The sequence below is a fragment of the Gordonia sp. LUNF6 genome (assembly GCF_047041125.1).
GTDB classification, from domain to species: Bacteria; Actinomycetota; Actinomycetes; order Mycobacteriales; family Mycobacteriaceae; genus Gordonia; species Gordonia sihwensis.
Window position 1 is genome coordinate 3,730,969 of the sequence record NZ_CP178181.1, and the last position, 18,366, is coordinate 3,749,334.

The 18,366-nt window shown below is 68.3% G+C and carries 19 protein-coding genes; 8 read left to right on the forward strand and 11 right to left on the reverse strand.

The genetic code is table 11. The features are described from left to right. Window positions 1-6: 6 nt before the first annotated feature. Window positions 7-591 (reverse strand): DUF3592 domain-containing protein, encoded by a 585-nt coding sequence (locus ACK8HH_RS17520; protein ID WP_412475419.1) that lies wholly within the window; start codon window positions 589-591, stop codon window positions 7-9. 111 nt (window positions 592-702) lie between these two features. On the opposite strand from ACK8HH_RS17520, the gene ACK8HH_RS17525 reads away from it, so the two are divergent. Further along, window positions 703-1,671 carry a R2-like ligand-binding oxidase gene (locus ACK8HH_RS17525; protein WP_412475420.1) on the forward strand — a complete coding sequence of 323 codons (969 nt, stop codon included), beginning with the start codon at window positions 703-705 and terminating at the stop codon, window positions 1,669-1,671. Between the two features lie 17 nt (window positions 1,672-1,688). Here the strand turns inward: ACK8HH_RS17525 and ACK8HH_RS17530 are convergent, their stop codons facing one another. Both ACK8HH_RS17530 and ACK8HH_RS17535 read right to left on the reverse strand, forming a co-directional pair. Next, window positions 1,689-2,795, reverse strand: a complete 1,107-nt coding sequence (locus tag ACK8HH_RS17530; protein WP_231650334.1) for a L,D-transpeptidase — start codon at window positions 2,793-2,795, stop codon at window positions 1,689-1,691. Between the two features lie 121 nt (window positions 2,796-2,916). Then, entirely contained in the window at window positions 2,917-3,228 is a 312-nt protein-coding gene (locus ACK8HH_RS17535; protein ID WP_039867616.1) for a hypothetical protein, read from the reverse strand. Between the two features lie 52 nt (window positions 3,229-3,280). Between ACK8HH_RS17535 and ACK8HH_RS17540 the strand changes: the two genes are divergently transcribed. Continuing rightward, window positions 3,281-4,138: an alpha/beta fold hydrolase gene (locus ACK8HH_RS17540; RefSeq protein WP_045540643.1), complete on the forward strand. Its 858-nt coding sequence runs from the start codon at window positions 3,281-3,283 to the stop codon at window positions 4,136-4,138. Between the two features lie 16 nt (window positions 4,139-4,154). Here the strand turns inward: ACK8HH_RS17540 and ACK8HH_RS17545 are convergent, their stop codons facing one another. The 5 genes from ACK8HH_RS17545 to ACK8HH_RS17565 are packed head-to-tail and all read right to left on the reverse strand — an operon-like array spanning window position 4,155 to window position 7,569. Continuing rightward, the gene (locus ACK8HH_RS17545) at window positions 4,155-4,790 is read right to left on the reverse strand and encodes a TetR family transcriptional regulator (protein WP_006896828.1); all 636 of its coding nucleotides are present in this window, start codon (window positions 4,788-4,790) and stop codon (window positions 4,155-4,157) included. Continuing rightward, a complete protein-coding gene (locus ACK8HH_RS17550; RefSeq protein WP_062367269.1) occupies window positions 4,787-5,971 on the reverse strand; it encodes an NAD(P)/FAD-dependent oxidoreductase in 1,185 nt (394 codons plus the stop codon). The genes ACK8HH_RS17545 and ACK8HH_RS17550 overlap by 4 nt, the downstream gene beginning before the upstream one ends. After that, window positions 5,968-6,156, reverse strand: coding sequence for a rubredoxin (locus ACK8HH_RS17555; protein WP_006896830.1), 189 nt, complete (start codon window positions 6,154-6,156; stop codon window positions 5,968-5,970). The genes ACK8HH_RS17550 and ACK8HH_RS17555 overlap by 4 nt, the downstream gene beginning before the upstream one ends. Before the next feature lies 1 nt (window position 6,157). Further along, a complete protein-coding gene (locus tag ACK8HH_RS17560) occupies window positions 6,158-6,325 on the reverse strand; it encodes a rubredoxin (protein ID WP_006896831.1) in 168 nt (55 codons plus the stop codon). Then, window positions 6,322-7,569, reverse strand: a complete 1,248-nt coding sequence (locus ACK8HH_RS17565) for an alkane 1-monooxygenase (RefSeq protein ID WP_006896832.1) — start codon at window positions 7,567-7,569, stop codon at window positions 6,322-6,324. The genes ACK8HH_RS17560 and ACK8HH_RS17565 overlap by 4 nt, the downstream gene beginning before the upstream one ends. A 132-nt stretch (window positions 7,570-7,701) precedes the next feature. Between ACK8HH_RS17565 and ACK8HH_RS17570 the strand changes: the two genes are divergently transcribed. From ACK8HH_RS17570 to ACK8HH_RS17580, 3 genes are read left to right on the forward strand one after another with little or no spacing between them, the layout of a single operon-like run. Beyond that, complete coding sequence (locus ACK8HH_RS17570) at window positions 7,702-8,544, forward strand: SGNH/GDSL hydrolase family protein (protein ID WP_278125408.1); 843 nt, start codon at window positions 7,702-7,704, stop codon at window positions 8,542-8,544. 24 nt (window positions 8,545-8,568) lie between these two features. Then, on the forward strand, window positions 8,569-9,558 hold the full coding sequence (locus ACK8HH_RS17575; RefSeq protein WP_006896834.1) for an ATP-binding cassette domain-containing protein: 990 nt from the start codon (window positions 8,569-8,571) through the stop codon (window positions 9,556-9,558). After that, window positions 9,555-10,388, forward strand: coding sequence for an ABC transporter permease (locus ACK8HH_RS17580; RefSeq protein WP_006896835.1), 834 nt, complete (start codon window positions 9,555-9,557; stop codon window positions 10,386-10,388). The genes ACK8HH_RS17575 and ACK8HH_RS17580 overlap by 4 nt, the downstream gene beginning before the upstream one ends. Window positions 10,389-10,468: 80 nt before the next feature. Here the strand turns inward: ACK8HH_RS17580 and ACK8HH_RS17585 are convergent, their stop codons facing one another. Further along, entirely contained in the window at window positions 10,469-12,667 is a 2,199-nt protein-coding gene (locus tag ACK8HH_RS17585; RefSeq protein WP_006896836.1) for a 3-hydroxyacyl-CoA dehydrogenase NAD-binding domain-containing protein, read from the reverse strand. A 34-nt stretch (window positions 12,668-12,701) separates the two neighbouring features. Continuing rightward, the gene (locus tag ACK8HH_RS17590) at window positions 12,702-13,913 is read right to left on the reverse strand and encodes an acetyl-CoA C-acetyltransferase (protein WP_006896837.1); all 1,212 of its coding nucleotides are present in this window, start codon (window positions 13,911-13,913) and stop codon (window positions 12,702-12,704) included. 125 nt (window positions 13,914-14,038) lie between these two features. Between ACK8HH_RS17590 and ACK8HH_RS17595 the strand changes: the two genes are divergently transcribed. The 3 genes from ACK8HH_RS17595 to ACK8HH_RS17605 all read left to right on the forward strand — a co-directional run bounded on the left by ACK8HH_RS17595 (window position 14,039) and on the right by ACK8HH_RS17605 (window position 16,914). Continuing rightward, on the forward strand, window positions 14,039-15,217 hold the full coding sequence (locus ACK8HH_RS17595) for a TetR/AcrR family transcriptional regulator (protein WP_278125413.1): 1,179 nt from the start codon (window positions 14,039-14,041) through the stop codon (window positions 15,215-15,217). Beyond that, window positions 15,210-16,109, forward strand: a complete 900-nt coding sequence (locus ACK8HH_RS17600) for an adenylate/guanylate cyclase domain-containing protein (RefSeq protein ID WP_412475421.1) — start codon at window positions 15,210-15,212, stop codon at window positions 16,107-16,109. The genes ACK8HH_RS17595 and ACK8HH_RS17600 overlap by 8 nt, the downstream gene beginning before the upstream one ends. A 61-nt stretch (window positions 16,110-16,170) precedes the next feature. Beyond that, window positions 16,171-16,914, forward strand: coding sequence for a substrate-binding domain-containing protein (locus ACK8HH_RS17605; protein WP_006896840.1), 744 nt, complete (start codon window positions 16,171-16,173; stop codon window positions 16,912-16,914). A 24-nt stretch (window positions 16,915-16,938) separates the two neighbouring features. On the opposite strand, the gene ACK8HH_RS17610 is transcribed toward ACK8HH_RS17605, so the two are convergent. Next, window positions 16,939-18,210: an ROK family protein gene (locus tag ACK8HH_RS17610; RefSeq protein ID WP_412475422.1), complete on the reverse strand. Its 1,272-nt coding sequence runs from the start codon at window positions 18,208-18,210 to the stop codon at window positions 16,939-16,941. Between the last annotated feature and the right edge of the window lie 156 nt (window positions 18,211-18,366).

Genomic DNA, 18,366 nt, shown 5'->3' on the forward strand with positions numbered 1-18,366 from the left:
GCCGGGTCAGTCGCGCGGCGTCGTCCCGAAGACCGCCACGGCCCGCTCGGGCTTGGCCTCGGCGTAGTACACCTCGGCCGTATCGCCGACCAACGGCCGAGCGCCGAGGGGGAACTCGTCTCTGCCGGTCAACTGATGGGTTCGGCCCTCCGCGTCCCGATACTCGATCCGGTAGTGGACGGTGGCGTGGGTGCTCTCGATCGCCTCGGCACGGTCGCCGTCGGACTCGACCACTGTTCCGCGGACCCGCGTCCCCTGCCGATAGAGCCAGATCCGCGGAACCACCCGAAACAGCCAGATCACGACGCAGATCACTCCGACCAAGGCGGCGGGGACGGCGACCCACGGCACGCCGCCGGCCGCCGCGCCGATCGCCGCACCGACGCCCAGCGCGCCGACGGTCAACGACATCCACGCCGTCGGGATCGCGAACCCGCCGGCGATCGCGGCGAGCAGTGCCACCGTCGCCAGCGTGAGACTCTCCGATCCCCGGATCCCCGCGGCGAAGATCGCGCACCACACCGAGCACCACAGGGCGGCGCTCACCGACACCACCAGGGTGCGCGTCATCGTCTCGGGACGAGGCCACATGCTCCCAGACTAACGATCCCGACCGATCGGACACCGAATCCGCTTCGATCCCGTGCGGAACGCACTAGCGTCGGCAGCACCCAGCCGATACGACCTCCGGAAGTGATTCCCGTGACCACTGCCTCCCCAGAATCCGATGTGCGCCATGACTTCACCTCACTGCGAGCGGGCGGGATGAACTGGCAGTCGTTCCCGCTCCGACTGTTCACCAAGGGCAACGCCAAGACCTGGAATCCCGCGGCGATCGATTTCTCCCGAGATGCGCGGGACTGGGCCGCGCTCGGCGACGAGCAACGCCGGAGCGCCACCTACCTCGTCTCGCAGTTCGTCGCGGGAGAGGAGGCGGTGACCCAGGACATCCGGCCCTTCATGGACGCGATGGCGTCCGAGGACCGGTTCGGTGACGAGATGTACCTGTCGCAGTTCTGCCTCGAGGAGGCCAAGCACGCCCAGGGTTTCCGACTCTGGATGGACGCCGTGGGCCTCACCGGCGATCTGCACCCGTACGTCGCCGAGAACCCCTACTACCGGCAGCTCTTCTACGAACAGCTGCCGCAGTCGCTACGGGTGCTCTCCGCCGACCCGTCGCCGGTCAACCAGGTCCGCGCCAGCGTCACCTACAACCACGTGATCGAGGGAAGCCTGGCACTCACCGGCTACTACGCGTGGCGGCGCATCTGCGTCGAAACCGAGATCCTGCCGGGAATGCAGCAGTTGATCGGCCGAATCGCCGAGGACGAGACCAGGCATATGGCCTGGGGCACGTTCACCTGCCGCAGGCACGTGGCGGCCGACGACTCGCTCTGGCAGGTGGTCACCGACAGGTTCGGCGAACTGATCCCCCTCGCGATGGGCATGATCGCCTGGGTCGACGATCAGTTCGACGAACCGCCGTTCGGCATCGACAACGACGACTTCCTCGAGTACGCGGCAGATCGCGCGCAGCGCAGGCTGCACGCGATCGAGTCCGCGCGCGGAAGGAACGTCGAAGACATCGACGTCGATTACAGTCCGGCGACGCTGGAGGAGACGTTCAACGCGGAGGACGAGGCCTCGCTCGGTGGCGACACCGAGGCTTGAGCGCCCGCGTCAGCTCGTCAGGCGTTGCCCGCCTTCCACTGATCCCAGCTGAGTTCCCAGTCGCCGTAGGTGTCCCAGACGGGCAGCGGCGGGCCGCCCGAGTTGGTGATCTCGACGACGTCGCCGAGACCGAAGTGGTCGAACATCCACTGCGAGTCGGCCGGACTCAGATTCACGCAGCCGTGCGAGACGTTCGAGGCGCCCTGCTGACCCACCGACCACGGCGCGGAGTGCACGAACTCACCGTCGTTCGAGATCCGCAGATCGTTGTAGACGGTCTCGCGGTAGTAGCCGGGATCGCCCTGGCAGACACCGAAGGTGCACGAGTCCATGACGGTCTGCGCGGCCTTCTCGGACACGACGTGCGGACCGGTGTGCGACGGATTGTTCGGCTCGCCGAGGCTCATCGGCATCTGTTTGACCTGCTCGCCGTTGTGGAAGACGGTGAGCAGTTCGGTGGCGCCGTCGGCCTTCGCCACCCAGGAGTCGTGGACGGTGTAGTCGACGGCGTTGTCCTCGGCGCCGTAGACGCCGCCGCCGAGATCGACGCCGTAGACGTCGGCTTCGATGTGGATCTTGGTGCCCGGCTTCCAGTATTCGGGGCCGCGGTAGTGGACGTTCTGGTCGTCGATCCAGTACCAGGCACCCGGCTGAGCGGGTGTGGTCGTCACTTTGAGGTGTTTGGTCACTTCGGCCTTGTCCTTCACCGGCTTGGTGAACTGGAAGACCATCGGCTGACCGACGCCGATGCCGACGTCGGAGACCACGTCCGGCGCCGGGACGACGTTGGCGTACGCGGTGTCGTCGGGGGTGATGGTGGTGACGGTGAACGACTTCGTAGTCGGCTTCTTGTCGCTGTTGACCGCTGTGGCGTCCACGGTGTAGGTCCCGCCGTACCCGAGGTCCTCGGAGGTGGTCCAATGCGTCGCGGTGGCGTCGAGCTTTCCGTCGACCTTCTTACCCGCCGCGTTGGTCACCGTCACAGCGGTGAGTTCTCCTCCGGTCGCGTCGACGACGATCGGCGTCGTCGGATTGATCGGCTTGCCGTTCGCCACGGGCACGCCGATCGCCGCGGGAGCCGGAGGCGGGGCCGAAGTGCCACCGCTGCACGCGGCGAGCACCATCGCCACGCCCACCAGGCATGACACCAGCGCGGCGGAATTACGTCGAATCACCATCTATCCCCTCGAGAGCAAAGAGCGGTGCCGTGCACCACTCGACGATTCTCCCCCGACTTCCTGTGAATCACTGAGCCGATCTGTCAGCGAGCGTCAAGGCGACCGCCGTCACACCTGTGGCCGCGCCCGTCACGACCAGCACGGACGGCCATGCGCCCAGCTTCTTCGCCAGCGGGTGTGAGATTCCGAACGCACCGAGGTACGTTGCCGACAAAGCTCCCGTAACGGCTGCGCCGCGATGGAGCCAGCTGCGGCCGGCGCCGACGCCGGCGGCGGCGAGCACGGCACCGCCGAGGGGACGGATCCCGGAGTATCGGGCGGCGGCGAACCCGCCGATCAGACCTGCGGCGACGAGCGGAACTGAGACATCGATCTTCACGCGCTCCAGGATACGTCCAACCAGCAACTAGAACACGTTCTATTATGGCGGAATGGACGTGACCTACGAGGGAACCAGACGCGAGATCAGCACCGACGAGGGAGTAATCCGGTATCACGAGGCCGGTGAGCACAACGACGACGTGCTCATCCTGCTTCACGGATCCGGCCCCGGCGTCAACGGCTGGCGCAACTACCGCGGCAATCTCGGCTTCTTCGCCGAGACGCACCACTGCTACATCATCGAGTTCCCGGGGTTCGGCGTCTCCGATCCCGTCGACGGCCATCCCGTCCTGACCGCGGGCGCATCCGTCATCCGGTTCATGGACGCCCTCGGCATCGCCTCGGCGGCGATGATCGGCAATTCGATGGGCGGCGTCGTCGGCATCAACCTCGCGATCAAGTATCCGGACCGGGTAGAGAAGCTGATCACCATCGGCGGCGTGGGGCCGAACATCTTCAGCCCCAGCCCGTCGGAGGGAATCCGTCTGCTCCAGGAGTTCACCGACGCACCCGACCGCGACAAGTTGGTCCGGTGGCTCAACTCCATGGTCTACGACCGCGCACTGGTGACCGACGACCTGATCGACGAGCGGTGGGCCGCCGCCAACGATCCGGCCGCACAGAAGACCGCCGCGATGATGTACGGGTCGAAGGCCTTCGAGATGATGCAGCAGTACCAGGCGAACGCCGACACTCCGCCCTACTGGGCGATGATGCACAAGGTGAAGTGCCCCACCCTGCTGACCTGGGGCCGCGACGACCGCGTCAGCCCGCCCGACATGTCGATGGCGCCGATGCGGCTGATTCCGGAAGCCGAACTGCACGTCTTCCCCCAGTGCGGCCACTGGGTGATGATCGAAGCCAAGGACGCCTTCGAGTCGACCGTTCGGGCCTTCCTGGCCCGCTGACGCCGGGCGCGGCGGCTCAGGACGCGCCGTCGCGCTCGGACGCGCGGGCCGCGATCACGGCCGGTGCGAGCACCGACGCGAGGTCGTCGGCGACGTCGCTGTCGGCGTCCGGGGCGGGCGGCATGGCCACGTAGCTCAGTGCCGTGCGCGCGATCATCCGCGCGATCCGGCCGGCCGTCTCCGCGTCGATGGCGATCCACGACTCCACGAGGATCACCTCGAGGCGGTCACTCGCCGCGGCGATGATCGGCGCGGCGTCGGTGGTGATCAGCTTCAGCAGGTCCGGTTTGGCCTCGCCCGACAGCAGCGACTGGATCATCGGGTCGTCGGCGGCACTGGCCAGGAAGCGGGCGAAACCCGATCGCAGCGCACCGGTCACGTCTCCGACGTTCGCGGCCACGGCCGCGCCGATCTCGCCGGTGAACTCGTCCGCCAATCGCAGCGCGTAGGCCTGCGACAGGCCGGCGCGGGAGGCGAACTCGTTGTACACGGTCTGCCTGCTGACACCGGCCTGCCGGGCGACGTCGGCCATCGTCACCCGAGCCCAGTCCTTCTCTCGCAGCAGAGTGCGGAGACCGTCCAGCAGCGTCGTACGCAGCAGCTGCTTGCTCGCGACCGCGAAGCTGGACGAGGACTGGGCTGGGGCACTCACACCTTCGAGACTAGCGCCGCCGCGATCTCCGAGCGGCACGCGCGGGCCGCCGCCGCCCGACCGATGGTGACCGCGCCCACCAGTTCTCCGTCGACCACCGTGCGGACGGTGGCGTCGGCGTCGTCGATGGAGCCGTCGAGCTCCACCTCGCCCTCCGCGGTGGGCCACCCCACCATCTGGACGTTGACTCCGTACTGCACGGTCCACGCCCGGGGCACCTCGACGAACGGTGCCGCCGGCTCGCCGCGCAGTCCGGCGAGCACCGACTGCGCGACCGCCCTGCCCTGATCGGTGGCGCCGAACCAGTGCTCGCCGCGAGCGGGCCGTCCGGTCCGCAGGTCCGGCGGTCCGGCGGCGTCACCCGCCGCGAACACGCCCGGCACCTCGGTGGCCAGCGTCGAGTCGACGACGATCCCGGCCGGGCCGGTCGGCACGCCGGCGGCGGCGGCCAGCGCCACTTCCGGCGAGGCGCCGATCGCCGCGACGACGGTGCCCGCCAGCTCGGCCCCGCCTGACAACTGCACCCGCTCGGAGGTCGCCGAATGCGCCGCAGACCCGAGGTGCAGTCGCACCCCGTTGCCCTCGTGGAGCCGCTGCAGGTAGTCGGAGACCACGGCGGGCATCACTCGCGATGCCACGCGCCCGCCCGCCTCCACGACCGTCGCCGACATGCCGTGAGCCGCGGCCGAGGCCGCCAGTTCCAGGCCGATCAGCCCGCCGCCGATCACGACGAGCCGCTGCGAGTCGTTCAGACCGTCGCGGATCGCGATCGCATCGTCGCGCGTGCGCAGGGCCGGCACGTCGGCGGCGAGCCATGACGGGCGGATCGGCCGGCCGCCGGTCGCCAGGACGAGGGCCCGGTAGTCGAGCCGGGTGCCGTCGTCGAGTGCGACCGTCCGCGCCGCGGTGTCGATCGCGGTGACGCTGACCCGCGTGCGGATGTCGATGCCGCGCGAGGCCCAGAAGTCGGGCTTCTGCAGGGCGATCCGGGACTCGGAGAGGTCCGCGCCGAGCAGATCCTTCGACAGCGCGGTCCGCCGGTACGGCGTGCCGGGCTCGGCGCCGATCAGCGTGACCGGTCCGTCGTACCCCTCGGCCCGCAGCGTCGCCGCCGCGGTGACGCCGGCGGTGCCGGCTCCCACCACGACGACGCCCGCATCGGATGCGGTCTGCCCGGTCATGGGCGGGCGACCTCGACCATCTCGAAGTCGGCCTTGGCCGCCCCGCAGTCGGGGCAGCTCCAGTCGTCCGGGATGTCGTCCCAGCGGGTGCCGGGGGCGATGCCGTCCTCCGGCCAGCCCTCGGCCTCGTCGTATTCGAAGCCGCACTGCATGCAACGGAAGAGTTTGTAGTCGGTGGTGCTCATGTCACTGTCCAATCAGTTCGAAATCGATCTTCTCGCGGACGCCGCAGTCAGGGCAGGCCCAGTCATCGGGGACGTCCGACCACGCGGTACCGGGCGGGAAGCCTTCGCGCGGAGCGCCTTCGGCTTCGTCGTAGACGTACTCGCACACTTCGCAGCGGTAGGCGCTCATGCCGATGCCTTTCCGTATCGGGCCTGGACCCTCCGTTCCTTGCCGGGCTGGATGTTGATCTTCGAGAGGTCGCCGTCGTAGTGCTCGAGCACCCGATGGTCCATGACTCCGCGCCACACCGGCGGGAAGTAGGTCAGCGCGATCATGCTGGCGTATCCGCTCGGGAGGTTCGGCGCACCGTCGAAACTCCGCAGCGTCTGGTACCGCCGCGTCGGATTGGCGTGGTGATCGCTGTGCCGCTGAAGGTGGTACAGGAATATGTTGGTGCAGATGTGGTCGCTGTTCCAGCTGTGTTCCGGCGTGCAGCGCTCGTAGCGGCCGCGCTCGTTCTTCTGCCGCAGCAGTCCGTAGTGTTCCAGGAAGTTCACCGATTCGAGCAGCGAGAAACCGTAGACGGCCTGCAGTGCCGCGAAGGGCAGGATCTGCCATCCGAAGATCGCGGTCAGCACGCCCCACAGCACGATCGACATCGCCCAGGCGTTCAGGACGTCGTTGCTCGGATGCAGGACCGGACGCCCGAGACGCTTGAGACGGGTCGCCTCCAGCTCCCACGCGGACTTGAGGCTGCCGAACACACTGCGCGGCAGGAATCGCCAGAAGCTCTCACCGAATCGGGAGGTGGCCGGGTCCTCCGGGGTCGCGACGCGGACGTGGTGGCCGCGATTGTGCTCGATGTAGAAGTGTCCGTAGCAGGTCTGCGCCAACGTCACCTTCGACAGCCAGCGCTCCAGCGAGACCTTCTTGTGTCCCATCTCGTGGGCGGTGTTGATGCCGATGCCGCCCATGACGCCGATCGACAGCGCCAGACCGATCTTGGAGACGAGCCCGAGGCCTCCGTCGACGCCGAGCCAGCTCAGGTCGTCAGCCGTCCACAGGTAGCAGGCCAGGACCACGCTCGCGAGCTGGAACGGAATGTACGCGTAGGTGCAGTACCGGTAGTACTTGTCGTTCTCCAGCTGCTCCATCAACTCGTCCGGCGGATTCTGGCCGTCCGGACCGAAGAAGATGTCGAGGATCGGCAGCAGCACGTACAGCAGCAGCGGGCCGATCCACCACCAGACGGGCGACACCGTCGACACCCAGCTCCAGCCGAGTGCGTCCGATGCCCAGTTGAACAGTGCCACCAGACCGGTGGCCATGAACACCGCGGTCGGCGGGACCAGGCCCAGCAACCACAGGTATCGCTTCTTGTCGCGCCATTCCACCACCTCGGCGGTGCTCCGGTCGATCGTCGGGTTCGCCATGTGTTCCTCCTCGTCCAGCGAACTAGTGACGTTGACATTAGATGTTGTTACGTACGATGTCTAGACATTCACAATAATTTTGTAAAGTCACCCAGGGCACCCCGCCTCCGTCGCCGGAATAAGATCGTCCGCATGCACTACTCACGGTTCGTCGCGATCGGCGACTCCCAGACCGAAGGAATGTGCGACGGCGACCCCGCGAGCGGCTACCGAGGCTGGGCCGACCGTCTGGCGGAGCACCTCGCCCGGCACAACCCCGACCTGCGGTACGCCAACCTCGCGGTCCGCGGCAAGAACACCCGGAACACCCGCGACGAGCAGCTGGAACCGGCCCTCGCGCTGGAGCCGGATCTGATCGCCGCACCACTCGGCATGAACGACGTGATCGGCCGGATCGATCTCGGCGAGGTGCACACCGACCTCGACTACATCTACCGGCGGCTGGCCGGTACCGGAGCCGACGTGGTGGTCTCGACCTTTCCCAACATCGCGGAGACCATCCCGTTCTCCGGCCGCATCGAAACGCGGCTCGCAGCGATCAACCAGATGATGCGCGACTTCGCCGACGCCTACGGCTTCGTCCTGGTGGACCTGCATGCGGCGCCGGTCCTCTCCGACCTCCGGTCGTGGTCGCCCGACCGCCTCCACGCCTCGCCCCTCGGCCACGACCGCTTCGCCGCCGGAGCCGCGCACGCGCTCGGTCTGCCCGACAGCTCACCCGATTGGGGACGGCCGCTGCCTCCGGCCGGCGATCCGAACCGGGTGCTGCGCACCCTCGGCGACGCGCGCTGGTTCGTCGAGTTCTTCACGCCGTGGATCATCCGCAAGGTCCGCGGACGCTCCCTCGGCGACGGCCGACTGCCGAAGCGGCCGGAACTGACGCCGGTCGCGCCTCCGGCCGCCGCGGCGGACGCACTCAGCATCCGCGTGGTCCCGAACGCGGACGTCGCCTCGGAAAACCCGATGGAGGCGTGAGGCATCTCGTCGTACGGTGATCGAGTGAACAGACGACTGACCGACTCGATCGCCGTCGAAGCCGTGGACCTGGTGAAGAAGTTCGGTGACTTCACCGCGGTCGACGGGATCAGCTTCGCCGTTCCCACCGGAACCGTTCTCGGCATGCTCGGGCCCAACGGCGCGGGCAAGACCACCACCGTCCGCATGATGACCACCTTGAGTGCACCCACCTCGGGCACCGCGCGCATCAACGGCTTCGACGTCCTCGACGAGCCGGACGGCGTCCGCCGCAGCATGGGCCTCACCGGCCAGGCCGCCACCGTCGACGAACTGCTCACCGGCCGGGAGAACATGCGCATGATCGGCGGGCTGTACGGTATCGGCCGCCGCGTGCTCAAGGAACGGACCGAGCAGCTCCTCGCACAGTTCTCGCTCACCGACGCGGGCGACAAGACCGTCCGCGAATACTCCGGCGGCATGCGCCGGCGCATCGACCTCGCGGTGAGCCTCCTGGCGTCACCGCCCGTGCTCTTCCTGGACGAACCGACCACCGGCCTCGACCCGCACAGCCGCAACGAGTTGTGGGAGGTGCTGCGCGGTCTCGTGGACGACGGAACCACCCTGGTGCTGACCACGCAGTATCTGGAAGAGGCCGATCAGCTCGCCGATCGGATCGTCGTGATCGACGCGGGCAAGATCATCGCCGAGGGCACCCCGCTCGAGCTCAAGCAGCAGGCCGGAGCGGCGAGTCTGGTGGCCACCGTCACCCATTCCGCCGACCTCGCGGCCGCGCAGGCACTGCTCGCGCCGATCTCCGACGACCTGTTCGTCGACCGGCACGCGCGCACCCTCACCCTGCCCGCGGGCGGCCTCGCGGACCTGACGCATGTCGCGCGGGTTCTCGACGACTCCGGCATCGCCATCGACGATCTCGGCCTGTCGCGGCCCAGCCTCGACGACGTATTCCTCAGCCTCACCGGACACCGCGCGGAGTCCGTTCCGGAGGCCGACTCCGAAGGAGCCGACGCATGAGCGCCCCCGCCCTCGACCGAACCATCGCGGCCCGGCCGCCGTCTCTCTGGCGTCAGACGTCGATCATGGTGCAGCGCAGCTTGATCCACACCAAGCGCATGCCGGAGATGCTGTCGGACGTCACCGTCCAGCCGATCATGTTCGTGGTGCTGTTCGCGTTCGTCTTCGGCCCCGCCATGCCGGTGCCGGGCGGCGGAAGCTATCGCGAGTACCTGCTGCCCGGCATCATGGGCCAGACCATCGTCTTCACCGCCTTCATCGTCTCCAACGGCATCACCGCCGACGTCGACAAGGGGATCGTCGACCGCTTCCGTTCTCTCCCCATCAACCGGACGTCGTATCTGCTCGGCCGGGCGATCGCGTCGCTGATGCACTCGTCGATCGGGATCGTCGTGATGGCGCTGACCGGCCTGGCGATCGGCTGGCGCATTCACACCTCGTTGCTCGAAGGAGTGCTGGGATTCGTCCTCGTCCTGGTGTTCGGTTTCGGGATGATCTGGTTCGGCATCCTCATCGGATCGTGGCTCAAGTCCGTCGAAGCCGTCAACGGTTTCATGTTCACCGTGCTGTTCCCGCTGACCTTCCTGTCGAACGCCTTCGTCCCCACCGCCCCCATGGCGACCTGGCTCCGCACCATCGCCGAGTGGAATCCGGTGTCCTCCCTGGTCCAGGCGATGCGTCAGCTGTGGGGGAACGGGCCGCACGCCACCGACGCCTCCGCGCTGCCGCTTCAGCACCCGATACTGGCGACCATCCTGTGGTCGGTCGCGCTGACCGCCGTCTTCGCACCCTTCGCGCTGCGCGCGTTCCGGCGCCGCACGGCGGACTGAGCGTATCTGCCGATACACGCCGAAAGCCCCGGTGAACGCCGGTTCACCGGGGCTTTCTCGCGTCGTGTGCCGCTAGCGCGTCACTTCTTGACGAGGTTCTCGTTCGTCAGCTTCTCGACGCCGGCGTCCGCCTTCTCGACGAGCGAGGCCGGCGGCTCGAAGTGGCTGCCGTACTTCGACGCCAGGTCGCGAGCGCGGTCGACGAAGCCCTTGAGGCCGCCCTCGTACTGGTTGATGTACTGCACCACGCCACCGGTCCACGCCGGGAAGCCGATGCCGAAGATCGAGCCGATGTTCGCGTCCTCGACGGAGGTGAGCACACCCTCGTCGAAGCACTTCACGGTCTCGAGGGCCTCGGCGAAGAGCATGCGCTCCTTCATGTCCTCGAGCGGGATCTCATTGGTGCCCGAGGCGAAGTTCTCGCGCACGCCCGGCCAGATGAGGCCGCGCTTGCCGTCGGCGTAGTCGTAGAAGCCCGCGCCGTCCTTCTTCGAGGTGCGGCCCAGGTCGACCATCTTGTCGATGACGGCGTACGAGCCGTGCGACGGGAACTCCTGACCCGCGGCCTTGGCTCCGGCCTCGGTCTCCTTGCGGATCTTCTGCATCAGGGTGAGCGTCAGCTCGTCCGACAGCTGCAGCGGCGGAGCCGGGTAGCCCGCCTGGCTGCCGGCCTGCTCGATGAACGCGGGCTCGATGCCCTCACCGACGGCCGCGATGGCCTCGTTGATGAAGGTGCCGATGACGCGCGAGGTGAAGAAGCCGCGGCTGTCGTTGACGACGATCGGCGTCTTGCGGATCTGCAGGGTGTAGTCGATGACCTTGGCGAGGACCTCGTCCTTGGTCTTCTCACCGCAGATGATCTCCACCAGCGGCATCTTGTCGACGGGCGAGAAGAAGTGGATGCCGATGAAGTCCTCGGGACGGTTGACGCCCTCGGCCAGGATGGTGATCGGCAGGGTCGAGGTGTTGGAGCCGAGGACGGCGTCCGGCTCGACGATGTCCTGGATCTCCTGGAACACCTTGTTCTTGACCTCGACCGACTCGAACGCGGCCTCGATCACCAGGTCGACGCCCTTGAAGTCGGCGGCGTCCACGGTCGGGGTGATGCGGTCGAGCAGAGCCTTGCTCTTCTCCTCGGTGGTCTTGCCGCGCGAGAGAGCCTTCTCCTCGAGCTTCTCCGAGTAGCCCTTGCCGCGCTTGGCCGCCTCGATGTCGATGTCCTTGAGGACCACCTCGATGCCTGCCTTGGCCGAGACATAGGCGATCGCCGCGCCCATCATGCCCGCACCGATGACGCCGACCTTCTTGGCCTGGTACTTGTCGAAGCCCTTCGGCCGCGAACCGCCGCCGTTGATGTGCTGGAGGTCGAAGAAGAACGCCTTGATCATGTTCTGCGCCACCTGGCCGGTGACCAGCGACACGAAGTAGCGGGTCTCGACCAGATCGGCGGTGTCGACGTCGACGTACGCGCCCTCGATGGCAGCGGCCAGGATGGCGCGCGGAGCCGGCATGTTGGCGCCCTTGATCTGCTTGCGCAGGAGAGCCGGGAACGCCGGCAGGTTGGCGGCCACCGACGGGTTCGTCGGAGCGCCACCGGGCATCTTGTAGCCCTTGACGTCGAACGGCTGCTGGGCCTCCGGGTTGGCGGCGATCCAGGCCTTGGCGGCGGGGATCAGTTCCTCGACCGAGCCGACGACCTCGTTGACCAGGCCGATCTCCTTGGCCTTGGCCGGCTTCAGACGCGGGCCCTGGAGCAGAACGCCCATGAGCGCCTGCTGGAAGCCGAGCAGGCGCACGGTGCGGACCACGCCGCCGCCGCCCGGGAGCAGACCGAGGGTCACCTCGGGCAGGCCGAGCTGGTTGCCCTTCACATCCGCGGCGACGCGGTAGTGGCAGTGCAGCGCGATCTCCAGGCCACCGCCGAGTGCGGCGCCGTTGATAGCGGCGACGACCGGCTTGCCGAGGGTCTCCAGGCGACGCAGCACGGCCTTCATGGCGTTGGTGCGCTCGGTGATCTCGGTGGCGATCTCCTCCTTGGACTTGTCGCCGCGTCCCGCGGTCATGTCCTTGAGGTCGCCGCCGGCGAAGAAGGTCTTCTTCGCCGAGGTCAGGACGACACCGGTGATGTCGTCCTTCTCCGCCTCCAGGCGATCGACGGTCGCCGCCATCGACTCCATGTAGAGGTCGTTCATGGTGTTGGCGCCCTGGTTCGGGTCGTCCATGGTGAGGATGACGACGCCGTCGGCGTCCTTCTCCCACGTGATCATGTTCGCAGTCATGAGATGAGTCTTTTTCCTTCTAGTTCCGGGGCGATCAGAGACGCTCGATGACGGTCGCGACGCCCATGCCGCCGCCGATGCAGAGGGTGACCAGGCCGTAGCGGCCGCCGACGCGCTCGAGCTCGTCGAGGGTGCTGCCCATGATCATCGCGCCGGTGGCGCCGAGCGGGTGGCCGAGCGCGATGGCGCCGCCGTTGATGTTGACCTTCTCGTGCGGAACCTTGAGGTCCTTCATCCACTTCATGACGACCGACGCGAACGCCTCGTTGAGCTCGAAGACGTCGATGTCGTCGACGGTCAGGCCGGCGCGCTTGAGCGCGAGCTCGGTGGCCGGTGTGGGACCGGTGAGCATGATCGACGGCTCGCTGCCGACCTCGCCGTACGACACGATGCGGGCGCGCGGGGTGAGGCCGTTGCGCTTGCCCGCCTCCTCCGAACCGACCAGGACCAGACCCGAGCCGTCGACGATGCCGGAGCTGTTGCCGCCGGTGTGGACGTGGTTGACCTGCTCGACGTTCGGGTACTTCTGCATCACGACGTCGTCGAATCCGGCCATGGCCGCCAGGCCCGCGAACGCCGGCTTCAGCTTGCCGAGGCTCTCGACGGTGGTGCCGGGACGGCGGTGCTCGTCGTTGTCGAGCAGCGTGACGCCGTTGATGTCCTTGACGGGGATGATCGACTTCGCGAAGCGGCCCTCGTCCCATGCCTGGGCGGCGCGACGCTGCGACTCGGCGGCGTAGGCGTCGACGTCCTCACGCGAGAAGCCCTCGATGGTGGCGATCAGGTCGGCGCCGATGCCCTGCGGAGCGATGTAGTTGTCGTACGCGGTGGCGGGGTCCATGAAGAGCGCACCGCCGTCGCTGCCCATCGGCACACGCGACATCGACTCCACGCCGCCGGCCAGGACCAGATCGTCGAAGCCCGAACGGACCTTGGCCGCGGCCAGGTTCACGGCCTCCAGGCCCGAGGCGCAGAAGCGGTTGATCTGGGTGCCCGGAACGCTCTCGCCGAGACCCGAGGTGAGGGCGGCGGTACGCGCGATGACCGCACCCTGCTCCCCGACCGGCGACACGACGCCGAGGACCACGTCGTTGATGTCCTTCGGATCGAGATCGCTGTGGCGGGTCAGCAGTCCGTCGATCAGACCCGAGACCAGGTCGATCGGCTTGACGCTGTGCAGCGAGCCTCCGCGCTGCTTGCCACGGGGCGTACGGACCGCCTCGTAGATGAATGCTTCGTCGGACACAGGTGTTCCTTTCACACGAACCGAGAATGGTTTCCCTCGTAGGCTAACCCGCAATAACGTATTTGGCTATACCCAGTGGTCAAGTGGTTCATATACAGCCATCCATCGGCTATGGTCGGTTCATCATGACAACCACCAAGGCGACCCGGCGCACGCGGTCGACGGATCGGCGCCGCCAGCTCATCGATGCAGCGACAGTGCTGTTCGCCGAGCGCGGCTACCCGCATGTGTCGGTCACCGACATCGCCCGCCGGGCGGGCGTCAGCGCGCCGACGGTGTACCGGCACTTCGCCGACAAGCAGGCGCTGCTGCTGGCGGCGGTCCAGACCCGCGTCGACGAGCTCGAGGAGAGCACCGCGGGCGCCGACCTCGCGAGCAGCGACCATCCGGCCGACGCCCTCGCCGCCAGCGTCACCGAGCTGAGCATCTCCAACCCGCATGCCACGTCGCTGTGGCGCTGGTCGGGACAGCACCTGTCGGCCGACGAGAACGCCGATGTGGTCCGCCGCACCCGCGCCGTGCTCCGACAGTGGGCCTCGGCCATCCGCGCCGACAGACCCGAGCTCACCGAACGCGAGTCGATGTATCTGGCCGGCGCCGTGCTCAGCGTGGTCGGCAGCGGCGCCGGGCGTGCCGTTCGCAGCGGTGCGCACGAGATGGAGGAGATGGTCCTCGCACTGGTCCGCCAGACCATCCGGCTCACGCCGAGCCACGCCGTCCCCCTGCGCCAGACCGCCGGGCCGGGCGACGACGCCCCCACCCGCCGCGACGAGATCCTCGACGCCGCCGCCCGCCTGTTCGCCGAGAACGGCTTCGCCGGAACGGGAATGGACGAGATCGGCGCGGCGGTCGGAATCACCGGGCCGAGCGTCTACAAGCACTTCCCGTCGAAGCTGGCGATCCTCGTCGGGATCAGCCAGCGCAGCGCCATGCGACTGGAGGCCGGCGTGATGGCCGCGTACGCGATCACACCCGATCCGGCGGGGCGGCTGAACGCACTGGTCGACCACTACGTCGACGCCGTCACCTCCTCTCCCGACCTGCTCGTCGGCTTCGTCAGCTCCTATGTCCTCGCGGGCGAACCGCAGGCCGCCGAACTGCTGGCGGTGCAGCGCCGCTACGTGGCACGCTGGGTGCAGCTGCTCACCGGCATCGACGCCGACCGGCCGCCCGGATCGGCGGTCCTGGCTGTGCATGCAGCGCTGGCGATCGTCAACGACGCGGTCCGGCTGCCGCGCAGCACGCCGCGCCCCGAGTTCGCCGCCCGCATGGCCTACCTCATGAAAGGTGTGATGGGTGTCTGACCCTCCGCTCGAGTACTCGCGGGACGAACTGATCACCGCCCTGCGGCTCGATCCGGAGTACGCGCAGCGGTTCTGGAACGCCTTCGGTTTCGCCCGCGGCGAGGGCGGCTCGGGTCAGCGCTTCTCCGAGGAGGACCTGGCCGCGCTCGGCGTCTTCGCCGGCAACGATCAGGCCATGGACTCCACCGCCCAACTCGCCGCGGCGCGGGCGATCGGACAGGCCACCGCGCGACTGGCGCAGTGGCAGGCCGAGGAGATCACTCGGTTGGCGGCCGACCCCACCGTCGACGCCACGGCCGAGGAGATGGTTGAGGCGCTCGCACGAGTGCAGGATCTCGTCTGGCGGCGGCATCTGGCGGTGGGACTCACCGACGCCGGCCGGGCAGCCGAGCACACCGAGGTGGTCGTCGGATTCGCCGACATCGTCGGCTACACCTCACTGTCCCGGCGTCTCGGGATGGCCGAACTCGAGACGCTGCTGGAGACCTTCGAGTCCGCGGCGCACACGATCATCACCGACCACGGTGGTCAGATCGTGAAGACGATCGGCGACGCGGTGCTGTTCACCGTCATCGACGTCGGCGCGGCCGCGGAGATCGCCGTCGAACTGCACCGTCTCAGCACCGACGGCGAGTTGCCGAGCCTGCGCATCGGCATGGCCCGCGGCGACGTGCTGATGCGGATGGGCGATGTCTTCGGCGAGCCGGTGAACATCGCCTCCCGGCTGGCGAGCGCGGCGCGGTCGGGCACCACATTGATCGACGAGGCCCTCGCCACCGCACTCCGCGACAACGCCGCGACACACGTCGGGCCGATCCCGTCGCTCTCGGTACGCGGCTACCGCAAGCTGCGCGCGTACAAGCTCGTGCGCGACCGCAACTGGACGGCGTGAGGCGGCCGGATGGGCCGGGTGCGCCGGACCGCCGGCACCGCACCTTCTAAGGTCTGAAGGCATGAGGACCAGGAGTTCCACCCCGCGCCGCAGCGCACTGGCGGGGGCCGCCGCGCTCCTGCTCACGGGCGTGACGACCGCATGCTCGCCAGGCACGGAGGACTCCTCCATCACGGTGTCGGCTCCGTCGTCGCTGCAGGCCGTGATGGCGGCGATCGCGACCGAGTTCGAGGAACAGCACCCCGGCGCCCGGGTCACCGTCGCCGGCCCCTCGGCTGCGTCGGCCGATGTCATCGCGACCGACGACGAGGCGTCGATGGACAGGCTCGGCCGGCGGGTGATCGGCCCCCGGCGCTTCGCCTCCAACTCGCTGGTCATCGTGGTTCCGCCGGGAAACCCCGGCCATGTCACGGGGTTCGCCGACCTCGCGCGCTCCGGTCTCCGGGTGGCGGTGTGCTCCGACCGGTTGCCGTGCGGTGCGGCCGTGGTGGACGTCGAACGGATCGAGTCGGCCGCGCTCACCGATCCGATCCACGTCGACTCCGGCGAGGCCGCGGTCGCGTACGTGGCGTCCGGGCGCGCCGACGCCGCTCTCGCCTACCAGACGCAGGCTCGCCCCGGCCTCGGCGTGAGCGTCTCCACGGTGGACGATCCGGTGTTCGCCAAGGCGATCAACAGATATCCGATCGCCGTCGTCCGGTCCAGTGACGACAAGTCGCTGGCCGAAGACTTCGTGAAGACGGTCATCGGTCCCACCGGCGGCGAAGTCCTCTCCCGTGAGGGCTTCGGTCCGCCGTCCGGGTAGGCCGCGCGCCGCGGCGTCGTGTGGCTACGCGGTGTACGACAGTGCGTCGAGCGGGTCGGCGTAGATCGCGTCGAGTGCGACCGCACCCGCCGCCTTCTGCTGCACCGTGATGGCCGAACGTGCCACGCGGACGTCGCGCTGGGTGATGACCGTGGTGGCGCGCAGCGCCTTGCTCACGGCCGGCAGCGCCTCCGGGTAGTCGGTGAAGCCCTGTCCGCCGAGGATGACGTGGTCGGGATTGAAGATGTCCGAGATCAGCGCCACCGTGCGGCCGAGCACCTCGCCGCGTTCGGTCAGGACGTCGTTGGCGACCGTGTTCCCGGTCCGTGCCAGCGTCCGCAGCTCGTCGAGGGAATCGACCTCGAGTCCGGCTCGCTGGGCCGCGTAGAGGATGCCCGAATCGCTGACCGTCGGCTCGAGGCGTCCGGTGCGGTCGGGATCGAGCAGGGTGGTCGGACCGGTCGGGAAGTGCCCGATGGTGGGCGGGCCTGCGGCCGGCGTGTGCACGGCACCGTCGACGCTGAACGCGATGCCCACCATTTCGCGAGCGTAGAAGTAGAGGAAGTTCTGGCTCTGGTCGGCGGGATTGACGACCTGTTCGGCTGCGGCCATGGCCTCGACGTGCGATGCGACCGATACCGGCAGTCCGAGCGACTCGGCGATCAGCCTGCCGACCGGGACGCCCTCCCAGCCCAGACGGGGATGGTCGACGAAGCCGCCGTCGGCCACGCGACCACCGATGGCCACGCCGGCCCACAACAGGCGCTTGCCCACCCAGCGGTCGGCGAACCGGCGGGCGCTGGCACCGATCTGAGCTACGACCGCCTCGGGGTCCTCGGCCTGGGGAGTGGGAATCGCGATCGCACCGGCCACCCGATGCTGGAGATCGTGGGTCGTGATCGAGGTGACCTTGTAACCGATGTGGATGCCGACCGTGAGGTATCCGTCGGTGTTGATCTCGAACGGAACTCGCGGACGCCCGACCGCACCGGGCGGGGTCAGATCGGCGCGCTCACGGATGAGGCCGGCCTTGAGCAATGCGCTCACCTGACGGTTGACGGTGGAGATGGACAGCCCCGTCAGGGCGGCGGCGTCGTCGCGGAACACCGGTCCGGACACCCGCGCCGTGCGCAGCACCAGCGCGGCGGCCTTGGTGGAGAGTTGCAGCTTCGCCGTGGTGACGTGCGGGGCGGACGGTTTCGCAACGGGTCGGGAGGCGGCGCCCGCGACGGGGCGAACCACGACGCCGACGGGAGCGGATTTCGACAGGATCGGACGGTCGAGAGCAGAAGTCATGTTTCTTTGGAGTCCTGTTGCCTGGGCGGACCGGCAGAGGCGGTCACGCCGCGAGTGGTCTCGCGCAGATCAGCGCGAGGCGGAGCTGGGTCAGCGCATTCGGCAACAACAAAGGACCCGGGCCAGCGGCAGACGGCATCCGAGAGCGGTGGTCAC

Excerpts from the sequence above, each read along its gene's own strand:
- ACK8HH_RS17595 (WP_278125413.1), top strand. The coding sequence starts at position 14,039 with ATGACAACCACCAAGGCGACCCGGCGCACGCGGTCGACGGATCGGCGC.
- ACK8HH_RS17530 (WP_231650334.1), bottom strand. The coding sequence starts at position 2,795 with ATGGTGCTCGCCGCGTGCAGCGGTGGCACTTCGGCCCCGCCTCCGGCT.
- ACK8HH_RS17570 (WP_278125408.1), top strand. The coding sequence starts at position 7,702 with ATGCACTACTCACGGTTCGTCGCGATCGGCGACTCCCAGACCGAAGGA.
- ACK8HH_RS17560 (WP_006896831.1), bottom strand. The coding sequence starts at position 6,325 with ATGAGCGCCTACCGCTGCGAAGTGTGCGAGTACGTCTACGACGAAGCC.
- ACK8HH_RS17580 (WP_006896835.1), top strand. The coding sequence starts at position 9,555 with ATGAGCGCCCCCGCCCTCGACCGAACCATCGCGGCCCGGCCGCCGTCT.
- ACK8HH_RS17610 (WP_412475422.1), bottom strand. The coding sequence starts at position 18,210 with ATGACTTCTGCTCTCGACCGTCCGATCCTGTCGAAATCCGCTCCCGTC.
- ACK8HH_RS17540 (WP_045540643.1), top strand. The coding sequence starts at position 3,281 with ATGGACGTGACCTACGAGGGAACCAGACGCGAGATCAGCACCGACGAG.
- ACK8HH_RS17565 (WP_006896832.1), bottom strand. The coding sequence starts at position 7,569 with ATGGCGAACCCGACGATCGACCGGAGCACCGCCGAGGTGGTGGAATGG.
- ACK8HH_RS17605 (WP_006896840.1), top strand. The coding sequence starts at position 16,171 with ATGAGGACCAGGAGTTCCACCCCGCGCCGCAGCGCACTGGCGGGGGCC.
- ACK8HH_RS17585 (WP_006896836.1), bottom strand. The coding sequence starts at position 12,667 with ATGACTGCGAACATGATCACGTGGGAGAAGGACGCCGACGGCGTCGTC.
- ACK8HH_RS17550 (WP_062367269.1), bottom strand. The coding sequence starts at position 5,971 with ATGACCGGGCAGACCGCATCCGATGCGGGCGTCGTCGTGGTGGGAGCC.
- ACK8HH_RS17520 (WP_412475419.1), bottom strand. The coding sequence starts at position 591 with ATGTGGCCTCGTCCCGAGACGATGACGCGCACCCTGGTGGTGTCGGTG.
- ACK8HH_RS17555 (WP_006896830.1), bottom strand. The coding sequence starts at position 6,156 with ATGAGCACCACCGACTACAAACTCTTCCGTTGCATGCAGTGCGGCTTC.